Genomic DNA, 17,242 nt, shown 5'->3' with positions numbered 1-17,242 from the left:
AGCGCAGGTGCCTGCATGGTGCCTGCGCTTTTCTGTTCCCGGGTATAGGGGCCCGGGTTGCACGGAGAGAGGAACTGCACATGTACGAGGGAGTCAATGCATCCGAGGGCATCGGCATCGGATCGGTTGTCCTGGCTGTCGAGCCCGACCTGTCCTTCGAGCCGCACGCGGTTGAGGATGCTGCGGCCGAGAAGGCGCGCTACCAGGCCGCGCTCGACGTCTTCTGCAAGAAGACCGAGGCTCAGGCCGAGCGCATGAAGGTCACGGTTGGCGAGAACGAGGCCGAGATCATGAGCGGCCACATCATGCTCGCCCAAGATCCCGGTTTGGTTGACGGCATCAACGACGCCATCGACAGCGGCACCTGCGCCGAGCAGGCGCTCGTCGAGACGAGCACCATGTTCGAGAACATGTTCCTGAGCATGGATGACGAGATGTTCCGTCTGCGCGCGGCCGATATCGCCGACATCCGCACCGGCATCCTGGCCGAGCTGCTCGGCCGCGACGTGGTCGATCTCTCCGCGCTTCCTGCGGGCAGCATCATCGTGGTGCACGACCTCACCCCGTCCATGACCGCCACCATCGACAAAGAGAACGTAGTCGGCATCGTTACCGAGGTCGGCGGCCGTACCTCCCACTCCGCCATCATCGCCCGCGCCCTGGAGATCCCGGCGGTCCTGTCCGTCGCGAACGCCTGCGGTGCCCTGCACAACGGCATGACCGCCATCGTCGACGGCATCAACGGCCACGTGCTCGCTGACCCCGATGAGGTGACGCTCGCCGACTACCAGGAGCGCGCCGCGGCCTTCGCTGCGGAGAAGCATGCTCTCGAGGCTTTCCTCGGTAAGCCCACGGTCACGGCCGATGGCGACAAGAAGGTGCTCGCCTGCAACATCGGCAATCCCGAGGATGCCAAGGGCGCCGTGGACCACGACGCCGAGGCGATCGGCTTGTTCCGCTCCGAGTTCCTGTTCATGGATGCCAAGGAGCTTCCCTCCGAGGATGAGCAGTTCGAGGCGTACCGCAAGGCGGCCGTGACCCTCAAGGGTGCACCGGTCATCATCCGCACGCTCGATGTGGGCGGCGATAAGGAGATCCCGTATCTCAAGCTCCAGAAGGAAGACAACCCCTTCATGGGCTACCGCGCCGTTCGCTACTGCCTCGATAACTCCGACGAGTACAAGGTCCAGCTCCGCGCCCTTCTGCGCGCGAGCGCCTTCGGGGACATCAAGATCATGATCCCGCTCGTCACCTGCGTCGAGGAGGTCCGCCAGGTCAAGGCGCTCGTCGAGGAGTGCAAGGAGGAGCTGCGCACCGAGGGCTACAAGTTCAACGAGGACATCGAGGTCGGCATCATGATGGAGACGGCCGCCGCCGCCAACATCGCCGACCTGCTTGCCGAGGAAGCCGCGTTCTTCTCCATCGGCACCAACGACCTCACGGGCTACACCATGGCTTCCGACCGCGGCAACGACAAGGTCTCCTACCTCTACAGCTGGTATTACCCGGCGGTCCTGCGCGCCATCAAGAACATCATCACCAAGGGTGTCGACGCCGGCATCATGGTGGGCATGTGCGGCGAGGCCGCGGCCGACCCGCTGCTCACGCCGCTCCTCATCAGCTGGGGCATGGAGGAGTTCTCGGTTTCCGCGCCGAGCATCCTGCGCACTCGCAAGACCATCTCCCAGTGGTCCAAGGCCGATGCGGACGCTCTCGAGGCCGAGGTCATGCAGCTCAAGACCGCGGAAGAGGTCAAGGCTGCCCTCCTGAAGGCCGCTCGCTAGGGCGGAGCCTTCGTAAGGGCTCGGTAAGGCCCGCAAGGCAAATGCTTGCAATCGCTGCATGGCGCGCTTATGCTTGCGCCGTGCAGTTTTGTGCGAAAGGAAGGTATCAGCTATGTACTATACCCTCACGGCTAACCCCGCCGTCGACATGACGGTCCAGTGCCCGACGCTCGTCCCCAACGAGAACGTGCGCTCCTATTCCGCGAGTTACACGGCCAACGGCAAGGGCCTCGACGTGTCGTTCGCGCTCAAGAAGTTCGGCGTCGACTCGGTCGCGCTCGGCTTCTTCGCCGGCTTCACCGGAAAGTACGTCGTCGATGAGACCATGAACTCCGGCTGCCTGTGCCGCCCGGTCTGGATCGACGGCATCACCCGCATCTGCGGTTACTTCAACGATGGCGAGAACGAGTACGGCGTGCTCAACCCTGGTCCGGTGCTCACCCCGCAGGGCGAGCAGGAGCTCCTCAACATCCTCGACAACACCGGTGACCTCGATTGCCTGATCGTGTCCGGCTCCCTGCCGCCCAGGGCTTCGAAGGACTTCCTCGACAAGGTCGTCGACCATGCCCAGGCGCGCGGCGCCGACGTGGTGCTCGACCTCTCCAGCGATAAGCTCAAGACGCTGTGCTCCAAGCACCCGCTGCTCATCAAGCCCAACCATCACGAGATGCGCGAGATCTTCGGCGTGCAGATCGACACCGACGACGACGCCCGCCGCGCGCTCTCCCTCGCGCATGAGGCCGGCGTGCAGAACGTGCTGCTCACCATGGGTAGCCGCGGCAGCGCCTACTTCTCGAACGGCGAGGACATCTGGTACGCCAAACGCGACTTCAACATCAAGCTCGTAAGCTCGGTGTGCGCTGGCGACTGCACGCTCGCCGCGTTCCTGTTCAAGTGGTACCACGATCGCGACAACGTCGCGGACGCCCTCAAGCTCGCCATGGCTACCGGCGCGAACGTCGCCGAGAGCGTGGGTCTGGGCGATTTCGGCCATGTGGAGGAGTACAGCAAGCGCGTGACCGTGCGCAAGCTCGCGCGCTAGCATCTGAGCTTCTCTGCTGCCTGCGCTTGACGTGGGTCGGTCTTGGCGCCCTCGTGTTTGGCACGGGGGCGCTTCTTGTTAGGGTACGTCGCGACCTAAGGGGACTCCATGATCTACACGCTCACCGCAAATCCCGCGATCGACTACAACATCACCTGCGACGCGCTCGTACCCGATGCGGTGACGCGCACCCGCGATGCGGTGTACACGCCCAACGGCAAGGGGTTGAACGTCTCCTTCACGTTGGCGCACTACGGCGTCGCCTCCACCATCCTAGGGTTCTTCGCGGGGTTCTCCGGTCGCTATATCGTGGACGGCGCCCGTGCTCTGGGGTGCGCGGTGGAGCCGGTTTGGATCGACGGCGTTACGCGGGTGAACGTCTTCCTTACTTCTGACTCGGGCGAGTACAAGCTCGTGAACGCGGGCGCGCCGGTAACGGCTGTAGACGAGGCTCGCATGCTGGAGCTCATCGGTGGCCTCGACGACCTGGCGCTGCTCGTCGTGTCGGGTTCGATGCCGCCCGGTGTGCGCGAGGGCTTCCTGCCCGCGGTCATCGAGCGCGTGCGGGCACGCGGCGGCGAGGTCGTGCTCGATATCTCGTCTTCGCAGCTCGCTCGTTTGCTCGCCCAGCGTCCGCTCCTCATCAAGCCCAACGACGACGAGCTGCGCGAGATCTTTGGCTTTGCGGTGACGGCAGGGGAGGACGCGGCGGTGGCAGAGGCCCTTCGCGAGCTGCACCGCCGTGGCGCTCGATACATCTTGCTCACGCTCGGCAGCGGGGGAGCGTATTTTGGCGATGGCGAGCGCCTCTGGTATGCGCGTGCCAAGATGCCCGTGCGGGTCCTCTCCACGGCGTGCGCGGGCGATGCCTCGCTCGGTGCGTTCCTTGCGCGGTGGCGTCCCGGCGAGGATCCAGAGCAGGCGCTTGCGCTCTCGATGGCGACGGGGGCGAATGTGGTCGAATGCCCCGGGTTGGGTGATTTCGCGAAGGTGGATGAGTATCTGCGCCATGTCGAGGTCCAGCGGGTACGGTAAGGGCTGTGGTGTGCGGTGCTCCCGGCCGCTGTCGCGCTTCTTCGTGGGGTATCGCCGGGACTTTTGGATAGGAGATCGCATGGAGAGGGACCGTTCCATAACTCTGGGGGATATCGAGCAAGCGCATGAGCGCTTTGCCAGCGAGCGCGCGAACCTCGTTGCCCGCAATGCCGTGACGAGCGCCGGCGTGCGCTCCGCCGCACGCGACCCCGAGATCGCCTCGCGTGCGACCACGACCTTCGACATCCAGCTCGAGCAGGGCGAGATTTGCGACCAGAAGCGCTCGGGCCGCTGCTGGATGTTCGCGAGTCTCAACACCATGCGGTACCGTATCATGAAGAAGCTTGGGCTCAAGACGTTCGAGCTCAGCCAAGCCTATCCACTGTTTTGGGACAAGTACGAGCGCTCGAACTGGTTCTTCGAGAACATCATCGCCACCGCTGCGGACGAGCTCGCTTCGCGCGAGGTCGCCTACCTGCTGCGCGATCCGCTCGGAGACGGTGGGCAGTGGGACATGTTCCGCTCGCTCGTCAAGAAATACGGCGTGGTGCCCAAGGAGGCCATGCCCGAGACGGCCTGCTCGTCCAGCACGGGCGACCTCAACAAGTACCTCACGCGCTATCTGCGCCATGGTGCAAAGCGGTTGCGCGACGCCGTCGCAGGGGGCGCCGATGCCGCGGCGCTCGATGCCATCAAACGGGAGCTCATGGACGGCGTCTACCGCGTGCTGGCGATCTGTTTGGGCGAGCCGCCGGCGACCTTCGACGTGCGCATCCGCGACGAGAAGAACGAGCTCAAGGCGAGCGGCACGTACACGCCGCAGGCGTTCTTCGCCGAGTTCGTCGACATGGATTTGGATGCTTACGTCTCCGTCATCAACGCGCCTACCGCGGACAAGCCCTACATGCGGTCCTACACGGTAAAGTACCTCGGTAACGTGGTGGAGGACGGCACCGTGCGCTACGTGAACCTTCCCATCGAGGCGCTCCGCCGCGCGGCGGTCGCCCAGCTCGAAGATGGTTTGCCCGTATGGTTCGGTTCCGATGTCGACCAGGGATTCCTCCGTGATGACGGCGTGATCGACCCTGAGGCGCTCGACGTGGACCGCCTGTTCGACCTGCCCATCGAGGCGGGACTCGATAAGGCGGCTCGGCTCGATTACGGCGAGTCGCTCATGACGCATGCCATGACGCTCCAGGGCGTGAACCTCGACGAGGCGGGTGAGCCCACGCTGTGGCGCATCGAGAACAGCTGGGGTGCCGATCGCGGCAAGAAGGGCTACGACATCGGCTCGGCGCGCTGGTTTGACGAGTACGTCTACCAGGTTGTAGTGGACCGCAAGTACCTCACGGCGGAGGAGCTCACCGCCTACGAGAGCGAGCCCGTCGAGCTTGCGCCCTGGGACCCCATGGGAGCGCTCGCTCGGTAGCCGCGCCTTGCCTGCCAGCCGCCGCGCTATACTGGTGCCTACTGCATGCTGAGGGTTAGGGGGCGACATGGTGAGCGACTCGATCGGTGCTGTGCATGCTGCTGCGTGCGGAGGCGCGCCCGGTGCCGTATCCGATGCAGCCCATAGCGTTCCCTGCGACGCTGCCTGCTCTGGCACAGCTCCCTCTGGTCCCGTATGCGTTGGTGCGCCCGCCCTTAACGGCACGGAGCTCTCAGAACCGGCGTCCAAGGTGCTCCGGGCCCTCGAGGGCGCCGGCTATGAAGCGTGGATCGTCGGCGGCTGGGTGCGCGACGCGATGCGCGGCGCTCCCAGCCACGATGTCGACATTTGCTGCGCGGGCGGCTGGCAGGAGAACGAGCGGGCGCTCGAGACGGCGGGCATACGTGTGATTGAGTCGGGGACGCGCTTCGGCGGCATCACCGCGGTTTGCGAAGGCGAGCGCATCGAGGTCACCACATATCGCGTGGACGGGTTCTACACCGACGGACGCCATCCCGAGCAGATCACATCCGCAAGCTGCGTGGAGGATGACCTCGCACGGCGAGACTTCACAGTGAACGCCATGGCGTGGCATCCCGAGCGCGGCCTGCTCGACCTCTACGACGGCGCGGGCGACCTTGAGCGCGGCGTCATTCGGGCGGTAGGGGAGCCGCGCCGTCGCTTCGAGGAGGATGCGCTCAGGATGCTGCGAGCCGTGCGTTTCGCATGCCGGCTCGATTTCGCCATGGACCCCGCCACGGCCTGTGCGCTCGCCGCCTGCGCACCGCTTCTCGACGCCGTCGCGCGCGAGCGGGTGGGCTGGGAGCTCGACGGCATCCTTGCCACGGGTCACGGCGGCGATGCCCTCATCCGCTATCCCGAGCTCATGTGCGCCGCCATCCCCGAGCTCGCGCCGTGCCGCGGATTCGACCAGCATAGTCGCTACCACGCCTTCGACGTCTACGATCACATCGCGCGCGTGCTCACGGTCGCTGGCGAACTTGCCGCCGCGCGCATCGATGGAGGAGACCCCAGCCGCCCGCCCTCACCCTCGCTCATGTGGGCGGCACTCCTCCACGACATCGCCAAGCCCGATTGCTTCACGCTCGACGAACGCGGTAACGGGCACTTCTATGGCCACCCCGAGCTCGGCGCGCGCAAAGCGGAGGCAATCATGCGCCGGCTCGCGTGCCCTACCGAGCTCATCCGCGATGCATGCCTTATCATCCGTTATCACGATCTGCCCCTGCGTGCCGAGCGCACCGACCTGCTGAAGATGCTCGGCTTGCTCTCGGGAGAGGGGCTCGATACCGCACGGCTGGCAAACGAGCTGTTCGATATCAAGCGCGCTGACACGCTCGGCAAGGCGCCCTCGTGCTTCTACTATGTCGAGGAGATCGAACGCATGCGCGAGATGGTGCGCGAGCTTCTTGCAAATCATGAGGCTTACGATCTGCAGTCGCTCGCGTTGGGCGGCCGCGACCTCATCGCTGCCGGCGTAAAGCCCGGGCCGCGCATCGGCGAGCTGCTCAAGCGCGCGCTCTCCGGTGTGGTTGACGGCGTGGTCGCGAACGATCGCGCCGACCTGCTTGCGTTCCTCAAGCTCGACTAAGGTCGTGCCGTTCGTTGAAATTATGCACTGCATTTTGTGAGGCAGCTCCCACTCGCTTGATTATTGAATTTGATGCCGTCGTTTCTTTGCCACTCGTTGAATTTTTGGACCCAACGGCGCGGAATCACGGTCACTCATCCAACTTTTGCATTGCATTTTTCCAACGAACCCATTCGTTGAAATAGTGTGTACTTTTTCGAGTTCAATTTTTCTGCGAATGGGAACTACTTTTACAAACACGCAGGTAGCGGCCTTCCGAGGAATCTCGGTCGCGAGGAAAACGTACTCAGATTTTCCCTGAATGGTCGAAAAAGACCCACTCAGCGATTATTTGCATACTTTTGGGTGCGCGCCAGCCGACCTTCGCATGTGATTCTTCCTCCGGCTTGCTCGGGGGGCGAGCTCTGTGCGGGCGCGTTTCGGGCGGGCGCAGAACGCATGCCGCGCTATGCTACTATAGCAACGGTAACACAAACGTTATTATCCGTAACACCAAGACGATCGGGGCGCGTGCCCCGTCTTTGCGAAGGGACGCGCTATGACTGATTCTGAGGGGAATGCGGTTTCTGCCGACGGGGGTGTGACGCGCCGCACATTCATGACGGTTGCAGGTGCTGGCGCGGCGGCGCTCGCGGTAGCGGGGACCCAAGCCGCCTGCTCTGGGGGAGACGTCTCAGGATCAGCCGCCGGGTCCGCTGCCGATGAGCCGGCAACCCAGGTCATCGTTGCCATGAATGGGGGCAGCGAGCCGGCCGCGGGCTTCGATCCGCTCATCGCATGGGGCTGCGGCGAGCATGTGCACGAGCCGCTCATCCAGTCCACGCTCATCACCACCGACGAGAACCTTGAGTTCGTCTGCGACCTGGCGACGGAGTACAGCTGCTCGGAAGACGGCCTCACCTGGTCGTTCACTATCCGCGACGACGCGGTGTTCAGCGATGGCGAGCCGCTCACGGCGGCCGACGTCGTCTTCACCGTGAATTCGATCGTGGCGAGCGATGTCTCCGAGGCCGACCTCTCGATGGTCGACGAGGCCGTGGCGACGGGAGACTACTCCGTGGAGCTCCGCCTCAACAAACCCTACAACGCCCTGCTCTACACGCTCGCGGTGCTGGGCATCGTGCCCGAGCACGCGTATGACGAGAGCTACGGGGAGCACCCCATCGGTTCCGGCCGCTATCTGCTGGAGCGCTGGGACCGGGGCCAGCAGGCGATATTCCGCGCGAACCCGGATTATTACGGTGAGGCGCCCCTTATGGAGCGGGTGGTCGTGGTGTTCATGGACGAGGACGCGGCGCTGGCGGCCGTTGCGGCGGGTGAGGTGGATATCGCCTATACCTACGCGACCCATGCAGGGCAAAGCTACGATGGCTACGAACTCGTCGCATACGACTCGGTCGACTCGCGCGGCATCTCGTTGCCGTGTCTGCCCGCGGGCGGTACCAAGGTGGTCGATGGCGACATGGCTTATCCCACCGGCAACGACGTCACTTGCGACCTAGCGATACGTCGAGCCATCAACCAAGGGATCGACCGCTCTCAGGTGATCGACCACGTGCTCTCGGGCTATGGCAAGGAGGCTTTCAGCGTCGGTGACGACATGCCGTGGTCGAGCGAGGACATGCGCGTCGAATACGATCCGGACGGCGCCCGTGCGCTGCTCGATGAGGCGGGCTGGCTTCCGGGTGACGACGGCGTGCGTGTGAAGGACGGCGTGCGCGCAGCGTTCGACCTCTGGTATTCCTCCGACGACTCGGTGCGGCAGGCAATGGCAAACGAGCTTTCCGTGCAGCTCATGGAGCTCGGCATCGAGGCAAGTCCCCGCGGCGGCAGCTGGGATGAGATCTATCCCCACCAGTTCGATCAGCCGGTCCTTTGGGGCTGGGGCTCGAATTCGCCGATCGAGGTCTACGCGCTCAACTACTCAACGGGCTGGGGAAATTACTCTTGCTACGAGAGCTCCTCGATCGATGCGCATCTCGACGAGGCGCTTGCTCAGCCCGCGATCGAGGATTCTTACGAGCACTGGCGCTTGGCGGCTTGGGACGGCGAGGACGGCTTCGCTCCTTGCGGTGCCGCGACGTGGGCGTGGATCGCGAACGTCGACCATCTTTACTTCAAGCGCACGGGCCTCTCGGTTGCGGAGCAGAAGCCCCATCCGCACGGACACGGTTGGTCGCTGGTGAACAACGTCGACCGGTGGAGCTGGTAGGTTTGGCAAGAGATGCGGCACGGCGCCTGCCATTCTGCGCGCAGCTCGCTTGCAGGTTCGTTCTGCTCATGCTGGCGGTGAGCTTCGTGACGTTTTGGCTCGTGGGCAACTCGCCCATCGATCCCGTCCAGGCGAATGTGGGACAGGTGGCCTATACCACGATGTCTCCCGACCGCCGCGAGCAGCTCGCGGAGCGTTGGGATGCCGACACGCCGGTGCTTGAGCGCTACGCTGCCTGGTTGGGTGACGCCGTACGCGGTGATTTCGGCGAGAGCCTGCGCTACAACGAACCGGTTGTCACCGTGGTGGCAGAGCGCTTTGCGAGCTCGGTGGCGCTGCTCGCTGCGAGCTGGCTCATCGCCGGCGTGGTCGGCACGACGCTCGGCGTCGTCGCGGGCGTGCGTTCGGGGAGCGTGCTCGACCGCATGGTGCGCGGCTACTGCTATGTGCTGTCGGCAACGCCCACGTTCTGGCTGGCACTCGTGGCCCTCATGATCTTCTCGGTGTATCTTGGGTGGTTCCCCTTGGGGTTTTCGGTTCCCATCGGCTCGACGGGAGAGGTTTCCATCTGGGTGCGGCTGCACCATATCGTGCTGCCGGCGCTCGTGCTGTCCCTTACCGGCATCGCGAACGTGGCGCTGCATACGCGCGAGAAGACGCTCGACGTCATGGCGACGGACTACGTCCGGCTTGCTCGGGCGCGCGGGGAGGGGGCCCGCTCGATCGTGCTACGGCACGGGTTGCGCAACCTCATCATCCCGGCGCTGACGCTCCAATGCGCGCAGATCAGCGAGATCTTTGGCGGTTCCATCTTGGTGGAGCAGGTGTTCTCGTATCCCGGCCTGGGGCAGGCCGCGGTGACGGCGGGCCTTGGCGGGGATGCTCCGCTGCTGGTGGGTATCGCGCTAGCGTCGGCTGCGCTCGTCTTTGCCGGTAACACGCTCGCGAACGTCTTGTACGGGTTGGTCGATCCGCGTCTGCGCGGGGAGGTGGCCCATGTCGAATGACGCCCCGCCGCGCTCCCGCGCGCATGGGGGCCTCCGGTCAGAGCGCTGCCGGTCCGAGTTCCCCTCCCAAGGTTCCGATACCTTTGATGCCCCTCAAACCTCTCGACATGTGGGCGAGCAGGCCCCGACGGCGCTCCACATCCCGGCTGCCGAAGGGCGCCTGAGCGGTAGGCGCGCGCTGCTGGTGATGCTGGTTGCGGTCATCTGCGTGCTCGCCGCGGTTGCGGTCGCAGGAGCATGCTCCGCGGGGCAGGCCTCGGTCGTTGATTTTGCCGCGCGCAACCTGGCGCCCTGCCCGGCGCATCCCTTCGGCACGGATTGGATGGGGCGCGACATGCTCGCGCGCACGCTCGCAGGCCTTTCGACCTCGATCGGGGTCGGGCTCCTCGCGGCGGGCGCATCCTCTGCCATCGCGCTTGCGCTCGCTGCTGCAGCTGCCCTCGGGGGCCCGCGCGTCGACGCGGCAGTGGAGTGGCTCATCGACCTCGTGATGGGAATCCCGCACCTGGTGCTCCTCATCCTCATCAGCTATGCGCTCGGCCGGGGGACGGTCGGCGTGCTCGTGGGCATCGCGGTCACGCATTGGCCGAGCCTGGCGCGCGTCCTTCGCGGCGAGATCCTGCAGGTTCGCGCGCAGCCGTTTTTCGCGTGCTCGACGGCGCTCGGCATCTCGCGCGTCCGGTTGGTCGCCACGCACCTCGTCCCCCACGTGCTGCCGCAGTATCTGGTGGGGCTTGTGCTTCTGTTCCCTCACGCCGTCCTGCACGAGGCCTCCATCACCTTCCTGGGTTTCGGCCTCTCGCCCGAGCAGCCCGCGATCGGCGTCATCCTTTCCGAGGCGATGTCGTACCTGACCTCGGGTGCATGGTGGCTCGCGGTGTTCCCGGGGCTGGCGCTGCTCGCATGCGTTCTGCTCTTCGATCGCGCCGGCGCGCTCTTGAGGCGCCTTTCCAATCCCGAGGGGGTGCAGGCGTGATGACAAGCATGATGGATACCCGCGGGGACTACGAGCTCCGCCATCGTCATGCCCATGTGGACGACGAGGCCCATCATCACCACACCCACGCGGATGGCTCGCATCATCATGGCGGGCACCACCTGCTTGCCGTCGAGCACCTCAGCGTGAGCTTTTCCATGTACGATCCCGCGGCGAGCTATTTCGCTGCCCGCAAAGTCGTGGTGCCGGTGATCCGAGACCTTTCCGTCTCGGTTCACGAAGGGGAGGTGCTTGCCGTGGTGGGGGCGAGCGGTTCGGGAAAGACGCTGCTCGCCGATTCGATTCTGGGTCTCTTTGAGCCCAATGCTCGCGTGGAGGGATCGATCTGGTTCGACGGCGAGCGCTGCTCGTCTGCCGACCTTGCGCGCTTGCGGGGGCGCGGCGTCTCGCTTGTTCCGCAGAGCGTGACGCACCTCGACCCTCTGATGCGGGTGGGCGATCAGGTGGTGGGAGCCGCGACCGGTTCCCGTCGGCGCGAGCGCGTGGAGCGCATGCGTCGGCTCTTTGAACGATATGGATTGAAACCCGAGGTTGAGCGGCTGTATCCCCACGAGCTTTCGGGCGGCATGGCGCGTCGCGTGCTGCTCATGTGCGCGCTCATCGACGAGCCGAGACTCATCGTCGCGGATGAGCCCACGCCGGGCCTCGACCTGGAGCTTGCGATTCGCGCGCTCGACGACCTCCGGGCGTTCGCGAGCTCGGGGGGTGGCGTTTTGCTTATCACGCATGACCTCGAGCTGGCTCTTTCCGTTGCGGACCGCGTTGCCGTGTTCAAGGACGGCACCGTGGTCGAGGAGACCTCGTGTGCGAGCTTCAATGATCCTGAGAAGCTGCGTCATCCGTTTTCCCGTGCACTTTGGCATGCGATGCCTGAACACGATTTCGCTGCTGACGCGGACGGTTGCGCGCCTCGGGGCGATGCCCCCTGCTCAGCCGACGCCGCACCGGCTGGAGGCGTGCTCGGCCCAATCAGCGCAGCACGCTCCGATTCCCGCGGGGGAGGTACGGAAAATGAGCCTTGTCGCCGATAACGTTTCGTTCTCCTATCAAGATGGCCATGAGATTCTAAAAGACTTCTCGCTCTCGGTCGATCCCAATGAGCGGGTTGCTCTGCAGGCACCCTCGGGAACGGGTAAGACCACGCTCTGTCAACTTCTCGCCGGCTATTTGCGCCCTCAGGCCGGAGAGGTGCTGGTCGACGGCGCGCCTGTTTTGAATCGTCGCGGCCTGCTGCGTCGTGTACCTGCTGGCCCGCGTCCGGTGCAGCTCATCCGGCAGCATCCGGAACAGGCCTTCGACCCGTTGGTGCGGCTGGGGAGGAGCGTCACCGAGGGGCTTCTCTTTTCCGACGGAACGACGCAGGCGAAGCGAGGCCGCAACGATCGGGCGCTCGAGCAGCTTCGCGCGTCGGGCCTGCTTGAACGTTTCGGAGTGCGCGAGGCGTGGCTTGGCCGCTTTCCGCACGAGCTCTCGGGCGGCGAGCTCATGAGGCTCTGCCTCGTGCGCGCCCTGCTCGCCCAACCGCGCTACCTCGTCTGCGACGAGATGACGGCCATGCTCGACGCCGTTACCCAGGCCGCGCTCTGGCGCGAAGTGCTCGAGATTGCTGATAGGCGCGCAATGGGTCTCGTCATCGTGTCGCATAGTCCCGCGCTGGTGCGGCGCCTGGCCACCCGCATCGCGCCGCTCGCGTAGCGCTGCTGGCCTCTACCACGCTTCCTTGCGCAAGATCTTCCTTCGCTGCTGCGGTCCTCAGATGGCTTTTGCTCGTTCGAGCTTCTTGGCGGTGGTCTTTTACCGGATGATGAAGTAGACCTTCGTCCTACGAAGCGGTTACCTGCGATTTTATTAATAATAATCATGGTTGTACCGAGCAGTTCCGGGATCAACCACCGCCAAGAGGCTCGAACGACAATCGAACCGCCCTTTGGGCGCGTTGCCGGAGCGTTTGGCCGCGGTTTGGATGTGGCTTGGTTGCATGAAAGCGCTCGATGCGCTCCGTGCCTACCATGTGCACCCGCCGCCACGCGCGCGGCATGGCGGCGGGTGCGTTTGGGGGCGTGCGGCGCGCTCATAGGGTGCATATCCTAGGCATGGCGTCTCATGGCGCCGCGCGTGCCGTCGCAGAACGTTTCTGTTACATGAAATCGGGAATCGCGAACGCGACGCCACGCAAGATGAGTGATACCATGAAGGCCCGTAGAGACCATAGGTTCTGATACGGGAAGCGCAGGTACAACATAATGACCAAGCATATCTTCGTAACCGGCGGTGTCGTGTCATCGCTCGGCAAAGGCATCACGGCGGCGTCTCTGGGCAGGCTGCTCAAGAGCCGTGGTTACAAGGTGACCATGCAGAAAGCCGATCCGTATCTCAACGTTGACCCCGGCACCATGAGCCCGTTCCAGCATGGTGAGGTTTTCGTTACGGAGGACGGATACGAGAGCGACCTCGACCTTGGTCATTACGAGCGCTTCATCGATGAGAACCTCACGCGCGACTCCAACTTCACAACAGGTGCGATTTACAAGAACCTCATCGCGCGCGAGCGCCGCGGCGACTTCCTGGGCGGTACCGTGCAGGTTATTCCGCATGTGACGAACGCCATCAAGGACAAGTTCCGTCGCATCGAGGAGCAGACGGGTTCCGACGTGGTGATCACCGAGCTCGGCGGCACGATCGGTGACATCGAGAGCCAGGCATTCCTCGAGGCGATCCGCCAGTACCGCAAAGACGCAGGTGCGGAGAACGTCTGCTTCATCCACGTCTCGCTCGTGCCCTACATCGCCGCCGCGCACGAGGTAAAGACCAAGCCCACGCAGCACTCGGTGAAGGAGCTCCGTAGCTTTGGCATCCAGCCGGACATCATCGTGCTGCGCTCCGACCACGAGATCGACGACGCCATCCGCGCTAAGATCGCGAGCTTCTGCGACGTGGACGTCGATTGCGTCTTCACGAACGAAGACTGCGCGAGCATCTACGACGTGCCGCTCATGCTCGCTGATCAGGACTTCGACCTGCGCGTCTGCGAGCGCCTGGGGCTTGATCCCCACGAGCGCGACATGGCCGATTGGTACCGCTTCCTCGAGAAGAAGGACCACGCCAACCATCATGCGGACGCAGTCAAGGTTGCCGTGGTGGGCAAGTACACCCAGCTGCCCGATGCGTATCTGTCGGTCATCGAGGCGATTCGGCATGCCGGCATCGCGTTCGACCGTCACATCGACGTCGAGCTCGTCGATGGCGAGGCGCTCACCTGGGATGCATGCGACGAGGTGCTCGGCGGGGCGGCTGGCATCGTGGTTCCGGGAGGCTTTGGCGTTCGCGGCCTTGAGGGAAAGATCTGCGCTGCGCGTTTCGCGCGCGAGAACAAGATCCCGTATCTCGGCCTGTGCTTGGGTATGCAGGTCGCGGTTTGCGAGTTCGCGCGCCACGTGGCGGGGCTTGCCGACGCCAATTCCACCGAGTTCGAGCCTGAATGCGCGCATCCGGTCATCGGTCTCATGAGCGAACAGGAGGATGTGACCGACAAGGGCGGTACCATGCGACTCGGTGCTTACCCCTGCAAGCTCGCTGAGGGCACGCTTGCGCGTGAGGCCTATGGCGAGGAGCTCGTCTACGAGCGCCATCGCCATCGTTTCGAGTTCAACAATGCTTATCGCGACGAGTTGGAGCGCGCCGGCCTCGTGATTTCGGGTCTTTCGCCTGATGAGTCGCTCGTCGAGATGGTAGAGCTGCCGGCGTCTATGCATCCTTGGTTCGTGGCTACGCAGGCGCACCCCGAGTTCAAGAGCCGTCCCACCAACCCCGCGCCGCTCTTCCGCGAGTTCACCCGCGCGGCCATCGGCCGGCACGAGGGCGTCGAGCGCCTGCAGGTGACGTCTAAGAACTCGGCTGAGCAGTAGACTTCATGGCGGCTTCCGACTTTGCACATGCCGAGCAGCATCATCGTGCTGCTCGGCTTGCCGGCACCGACCGCTGTGCCGCCTCCGTTCCGAGCCAGCTCGAGCGCGCGGTGGGGGAGTACCTGGCTTTTCTCTCCGTCGAGAGGAATCTTGCCCGCAACACCATCGAGGGGTACCGTCGCGACCTCGCTGCCTACATCGGCTTTCTTGCCGAGCGCGGCATCTCAGATCCCGATGAGGTCTCTCGTGCGGACATCGACGAATTCGTCGCCGTCCGCCGTGATGCCGGTTATGCGGATGCTTCGGTGGAGCGCTCCCTCTCCGCTCTGAAAGGGCTTCACGCTTTCATGTTGCGCGAGGGCATCACCCAGGTCCATCCCACCGCAGCTTTGAGGCTTCCCAAGAAAGAGGAGCACCTGCCCGACTACCTCACAATCGACGAGGCGCGCGCCCTATTGGAGCAGCCGTTTCCGGATAACGCTGCCGGTGAGCGCGATCGCGCCATTCTCGAGGTGCTCTACGGGTGCGGGCTGCGCGTGAGCGAGCTGACCGGACTCGATCTGCGCGACCTCTATCTCGAAGAGGAGTTCATGCGCGTGGTCGGTAAGGGCTCCAAAGAGCGGCTCGTGCCGATTCTGGGTAGTGCCCGCCGCGCGCTCGAGCGCTATCTCGACGGAGCACGCGGCGGGTTGGCGCTCCACGACCGTACAGGGCGCGGGACCTCGGCGGTCTTCCTCAACAAGAACGGCAGGCGTCTCTCACGCCAGTCGGTTCATGCGCTCTGCGAGCGCTACGGCCGCGCCGTTGGCCTCGAAGGGCTGCATCCCCACACACTGCGCCATTCGTTCGCGACCCATATGCTTGCCGGCGGCGCCGACCTTCGCGTGCTCCAGGAGATCTTGGGCCACGCGGACATCTCGACCACGCAGGTTTATACGCACCTCGACCGCACGCAGCTGCGCGAGGTCTACCTCGCGTCGCATCCTCGCGCATGACCGCCCGCGTGCCTTTTGTGCCACCCGAGTGCCCTTTTGTACCACCCGAGTGCCCTTTTTACCGCCCGAGTGCCTTTTTTACCGCCCGCGTGCCTTTTGTACCATCCGAGAGCCCTTTATTCCGTCCGCGCTCCCTTTATTTCTAAACGGCCCGATCGCATCCAGGGCCAATCTGTCATTTTTCGTGCATCTCGATGGCTCTGCAGAAATCGAGATGCCGCTGGATGGACACTTTCGTATGTTTTATGAGCCCATTTTGACTATCTGGCAGGATCTCGACATCCTCGAGCAACTCGTCCGATCATCGAGGTCCGGCTAGATGGACGTTTCGAGCGGCAGGCTGTTGAGGTCCGGCTAGATGGACGTTTCGAGCGGCAGGCTGTCGAGGTCCGGCTTGATGGACGTTTCGAATAGACGACCATCGAGATCCAGCAAGATAGACATCCAGCGCGGCGCACCTGCGGGTTCTCTGTTTCGACACATTTCCACTGTTCAGACTAAAAAATCGGTTCAAGTAGAACTTGAGGGTTAGGGTTCACGGACCTCCATCGATTGGTGGGGGCCCGTTGAAGCATGCAACACAACATCTTGTGTTGACCTTGGGGTAACTCGCGGTCGACGCAAGGCGAGTTGGGGGACGAGGAGATACCGTTGGGGGAGATGGTGGGAGAAAGTGTTGCGAAAAGGAGAGCCAACCCATATCATGGTAAGCGTCGACGGCGGGGTGGCTCCCGCATCTGCCCACGAGTAAGCCTAAGGGGGTGCAGCGGTGTATCTGACAGGTACCTACGATCGCAATCTCGATGCGAAGGGTCGTCTGTCTCTGCCGCCTGCATTCCGTAAGCAGCTTGGGGACCAGGTGCGCGTCCTCGCCGCTCCCGAGAGGGAGATCGACGCTGTGTACGTGTTCACCGAGGACACGTTCAAGGACTGGCTCATGTCGGTGTTCGAGTCAAAGGGGGGCTACTGCCCCACCAATGAGCAGCACCGCATGGTCAAGGAGGCTCTGAACGGCGCGGCAACCACACTTGAAATAGACTCCGCCGCCCGTATCAGCCTTCCCGAGTCGGTCCGGGAAGAAGCCCATCTCGATCGCGAGGTGACCGTCGTGGGTAACGACGACCGCCTGGTGATCTGGGATCGCGCGACGCACGAGGCCCGCAAGGCCTCCATGAAGAGCGCGCTCGCGGATTTCTTCAACTAACGGTCCTGGGAGGGTGCGTG

13 protein-coding genes are annotated in these 17,242 nt (G+C 64.0%); all 13 read left to right on the top strand.

Features of this window, described 5'->3' with window-relative positions:
- Positions 1 to 80 precede the first annotated feature (80 nt).
- The 13 genes from ptsP (at position 81) to C1717_RS05910 (ending at position 17,222) form a co-directional block, all read left to right on the top strand.
- A complete protein-coding gene (ptsP, locus tag C1717_RS05970; RefSeq protein ID WP_102372265.1) occupies positions 81 to 1,784 on the top strand; it encodes a phosphoenolpyruvate--protein phosphotransferase in 1,704 nt (567 codons plus the stop codon).
- Between the two features lie 112 nt (positions 1,785 to 1,896).
- Complete coding sequence (locus C1717_RS05965) at positions 1,897 to 2,826, top strand: 1-phosphofructokinase family hexose kinase (protein WP_102372264.1); 930 nt, start codon at positions 1,897 to 1,899, stop codon at positions 2,824 to 2,826.
- 108 nt (positions 2,827 to 2,934) lie between these two features.
- The gene (locus C1717_RS05960) at positions 2,935 to 3,861 is read left to right on the top strand and encodes a 1-phosphofructokinase family hexose kinase (RefSeq protein ID WP_102372263.1); all 927 of its coding nucleotides are present in this window, start codon (positions 2,935 to 2,937) and stop codon (positions 3,859 to 3,861) included.
- Positions 3,862 to 3,940: 79 nt separating this feature from the next.
- Positions 3,941 to 5,290, top strand: a complete 1,350-nt coding sequence (locus tag C1717_RS05955; RefSeq protein WP_102372262.1) for a C1 family peptidase — start codon at positions 3,941 to 3,943, stop codon at positions 5,288 to 5,290.
- Between the two features lie 67 nt (positions 5,291 to 5,357).
- Positions 5,358 to 6,902: a CCA tRNA nucleotidyltransferase gene (locus tag C1717_RS05950; protein ID WP_102372261.1), complete on the top strand. Its 1,545-nt coding sequence runs from the start codon at positions 5,358 to 5,360 to the stop codon at positions 6,900 to 6,902.
- 538 nt (positions 6,903 to 7,440) lie between these two features.
- Positions 7,441 to 9,114: an ABC transporter substrate-binding protein gene (locus tag C1717_RS05945; RefSeq protein WP_102372260.1), complete on the top strand. Its 1,674-nt coding sequence runs from the start codon at positions 7,441 to 7,443 to the stop codon at positions 9,112 to 9,114.
- Between the two features lie 2 nt (positions 9,115 to 9,116).
- The gene (locus C1717_RS05940; protein WP_245859515.1) at positions 9,117 to 10,121 is read left to right on the top strand and encodes an ABC transporter permease; all 1,005 of its coding nucleotides are present in this window, start codon (positions 9,117 to 9,119) and stop codon (positions 10,119 to 10,121) included.
- Positions 10,111 to 11,097 (top strand): ABC transporter permease, encoded by a 987-nt coding sequence (locus C1717_RS05935; protein WP_102372259.1) that lies wholly within the window; start codon positions 10,111 to 10,113, stop codon positions 11,095 to 11,097. The genes C1717_RS05940 and C1717_RS05935 overlap by 11 nt, the downstream gene beginning before the upstream one ends.
- Positions 11,097 to 12,149, top strand: a complete 1,053-nt coding sequence (locus tag C1717_RS05930) for an ATP-binding cassette domain-containing protein (protein ID WP_245859513.1) — start codon at positions 11,097 to 11,099, stop codon at positions 12,147 to 12,149. Before C1717_RS05935 ends, C1717_RS05930 begins: the two co-directional genes overlap by 1 nt.
- Positions 12,130 to 12,813 (top strand): ABC transporter ATP-binding protein, encoded by a 684-nt coding sequence (locus C1717_RS05925; RefSeq protein ID WP_102372258.1) that lies wholly within the window; start codon positions 12,130 to 12,132, stop codon positions 12,811 to 12,813. Before C1717_RS05930 ends, C1717_RS05925 begins: the two co-directional genes overlap by 20 nt.
- 548 nt (positions 12,814 to 13,361) lie before the next feature.
- The gene (locus tag C1717_RS05920) at positions 13,362 to 15,023 is read left to right on the top strand and encodes a CTP synthase (RefSeq protein WP_102372257.1); all 1,662 of its coding nucleotides are present in this window, start codon (positions 13,362 to 13,364) and stop codon (positions 15,021 to 15,023) included.
- 5 nt (positions 15,024 to 15,028) lie between these two features.
- Positions 15,029 to 16,018: a site-specific tyrosine recombinase gene (locus C1717_RS05915; RefSeq protein WP_102372256.1), complete on the top strand. Its 990-nt coding sequence runs from the start codon at positions 15,029 to 15,031 to the stop codon at positions 16,016 to 16,018.
- 769 nt (positions 16,019 to 16,787) lie between these two features.
- Positions 16,788 to 17,222 carry a division/cell wall cluster transcriptional repressor MraZ gene (locus C1717_RS05910; protein WP_102372255.1) on the top strand — a complete coding sequence of 145 codons (435 nt, stop codon included), beginning with the start codon at positions 16,788 to 16,790 and terminating at the stop codon, positions 17,220 to 17,222.
- Positions 17,223 to 17,242 lie beyond the last annotated feature (20 nt).

This window comes from Enorma phocaeensis, assembly GCF_900186505.1.
GTDB lineage: Bacteria > Actinomycetota > Coriobacteriia > Coriobacteriales > Coriobacteriaceae > Enorma > Enorma phocaeensis.
Note: the sequence above shows the minus strand (reverse complement) of the source record. Positions and strands in the feature narration are given on the sequence as shown.

Coding starts and splice junctions, on each gene's coding strand:
- ptsP (WP_102372265.1), top strand. CDS start 81: ATGTACGAGGGAGTCAATGCATCCGAGGGCATCGGCATCGGATCGGTT.
- C1717_RS05965 (WP_102372264.1), top strand. CDS start 1,897: ATGTACTATACCCTCACGGCTAACCCCGCCGTCGACATGACGGTCCAG.
- C1717_RS05960 (WP_102372263.1), top strand. CDS start 2,935: ATGATCTACACGCTCACCGCAAATCCCGCGATCGACTACAACATCACC.
- C1717_RS05955 (WP_102372262.1), top strand. CDS start 3,941: ATGGAGAGGGACCGTTCCATAACTCTGGGGGATATCGAGCAAGCGCAT.
- C1717_RS05950 (WP_102372261.1), top strand. CDS start 5,358: ATGGTGAGCGACTCGATCGGTGCTGTGCATGCTGCTGCGTGCGGAGGC.
- C1717_RS05945 (WP_102372260.1), top strand. CDS start 7,441: ATGACTGATTCTGAGGGGAATGCGGTTTCTGCCGACGGGGGTGTGACG.
- C1717_RS05935 (WP_102372259.1), top strand. CDS start 10,111: ATGTCGAATGACGCCCCGCCGCGCTCCCGCGCGCATGGGGGCCTCCGG.
- C1717_RS05930 (WP_245859513.1), top strand. CDS start 11,097: ATGACAAGCATGATGGATACCCGCGGGGACTACGAGCTCCGCCATCGT.
- C1717_RS05925 (WP_102372258.1), top strand. CDS start 12,130: ATGAGCCTTGTCGCCGATAACGTTTCGTTCTCCTATCAAGATGGCCAT.
- C1717_RS05920 (WP_102372257.1), top strand. CDS start 13,362: ATGACCAAGCATATCTTCGTAACCGGCGGTGTCGTGTCATCGCTCGGC.
- C1717_RS05915 (WP_102372256.1), top strand. CDS start 15,029: ATGGCGGCTTCCGACTTTGCACATGCCGAGCAGCATCATCGTGCTGCT.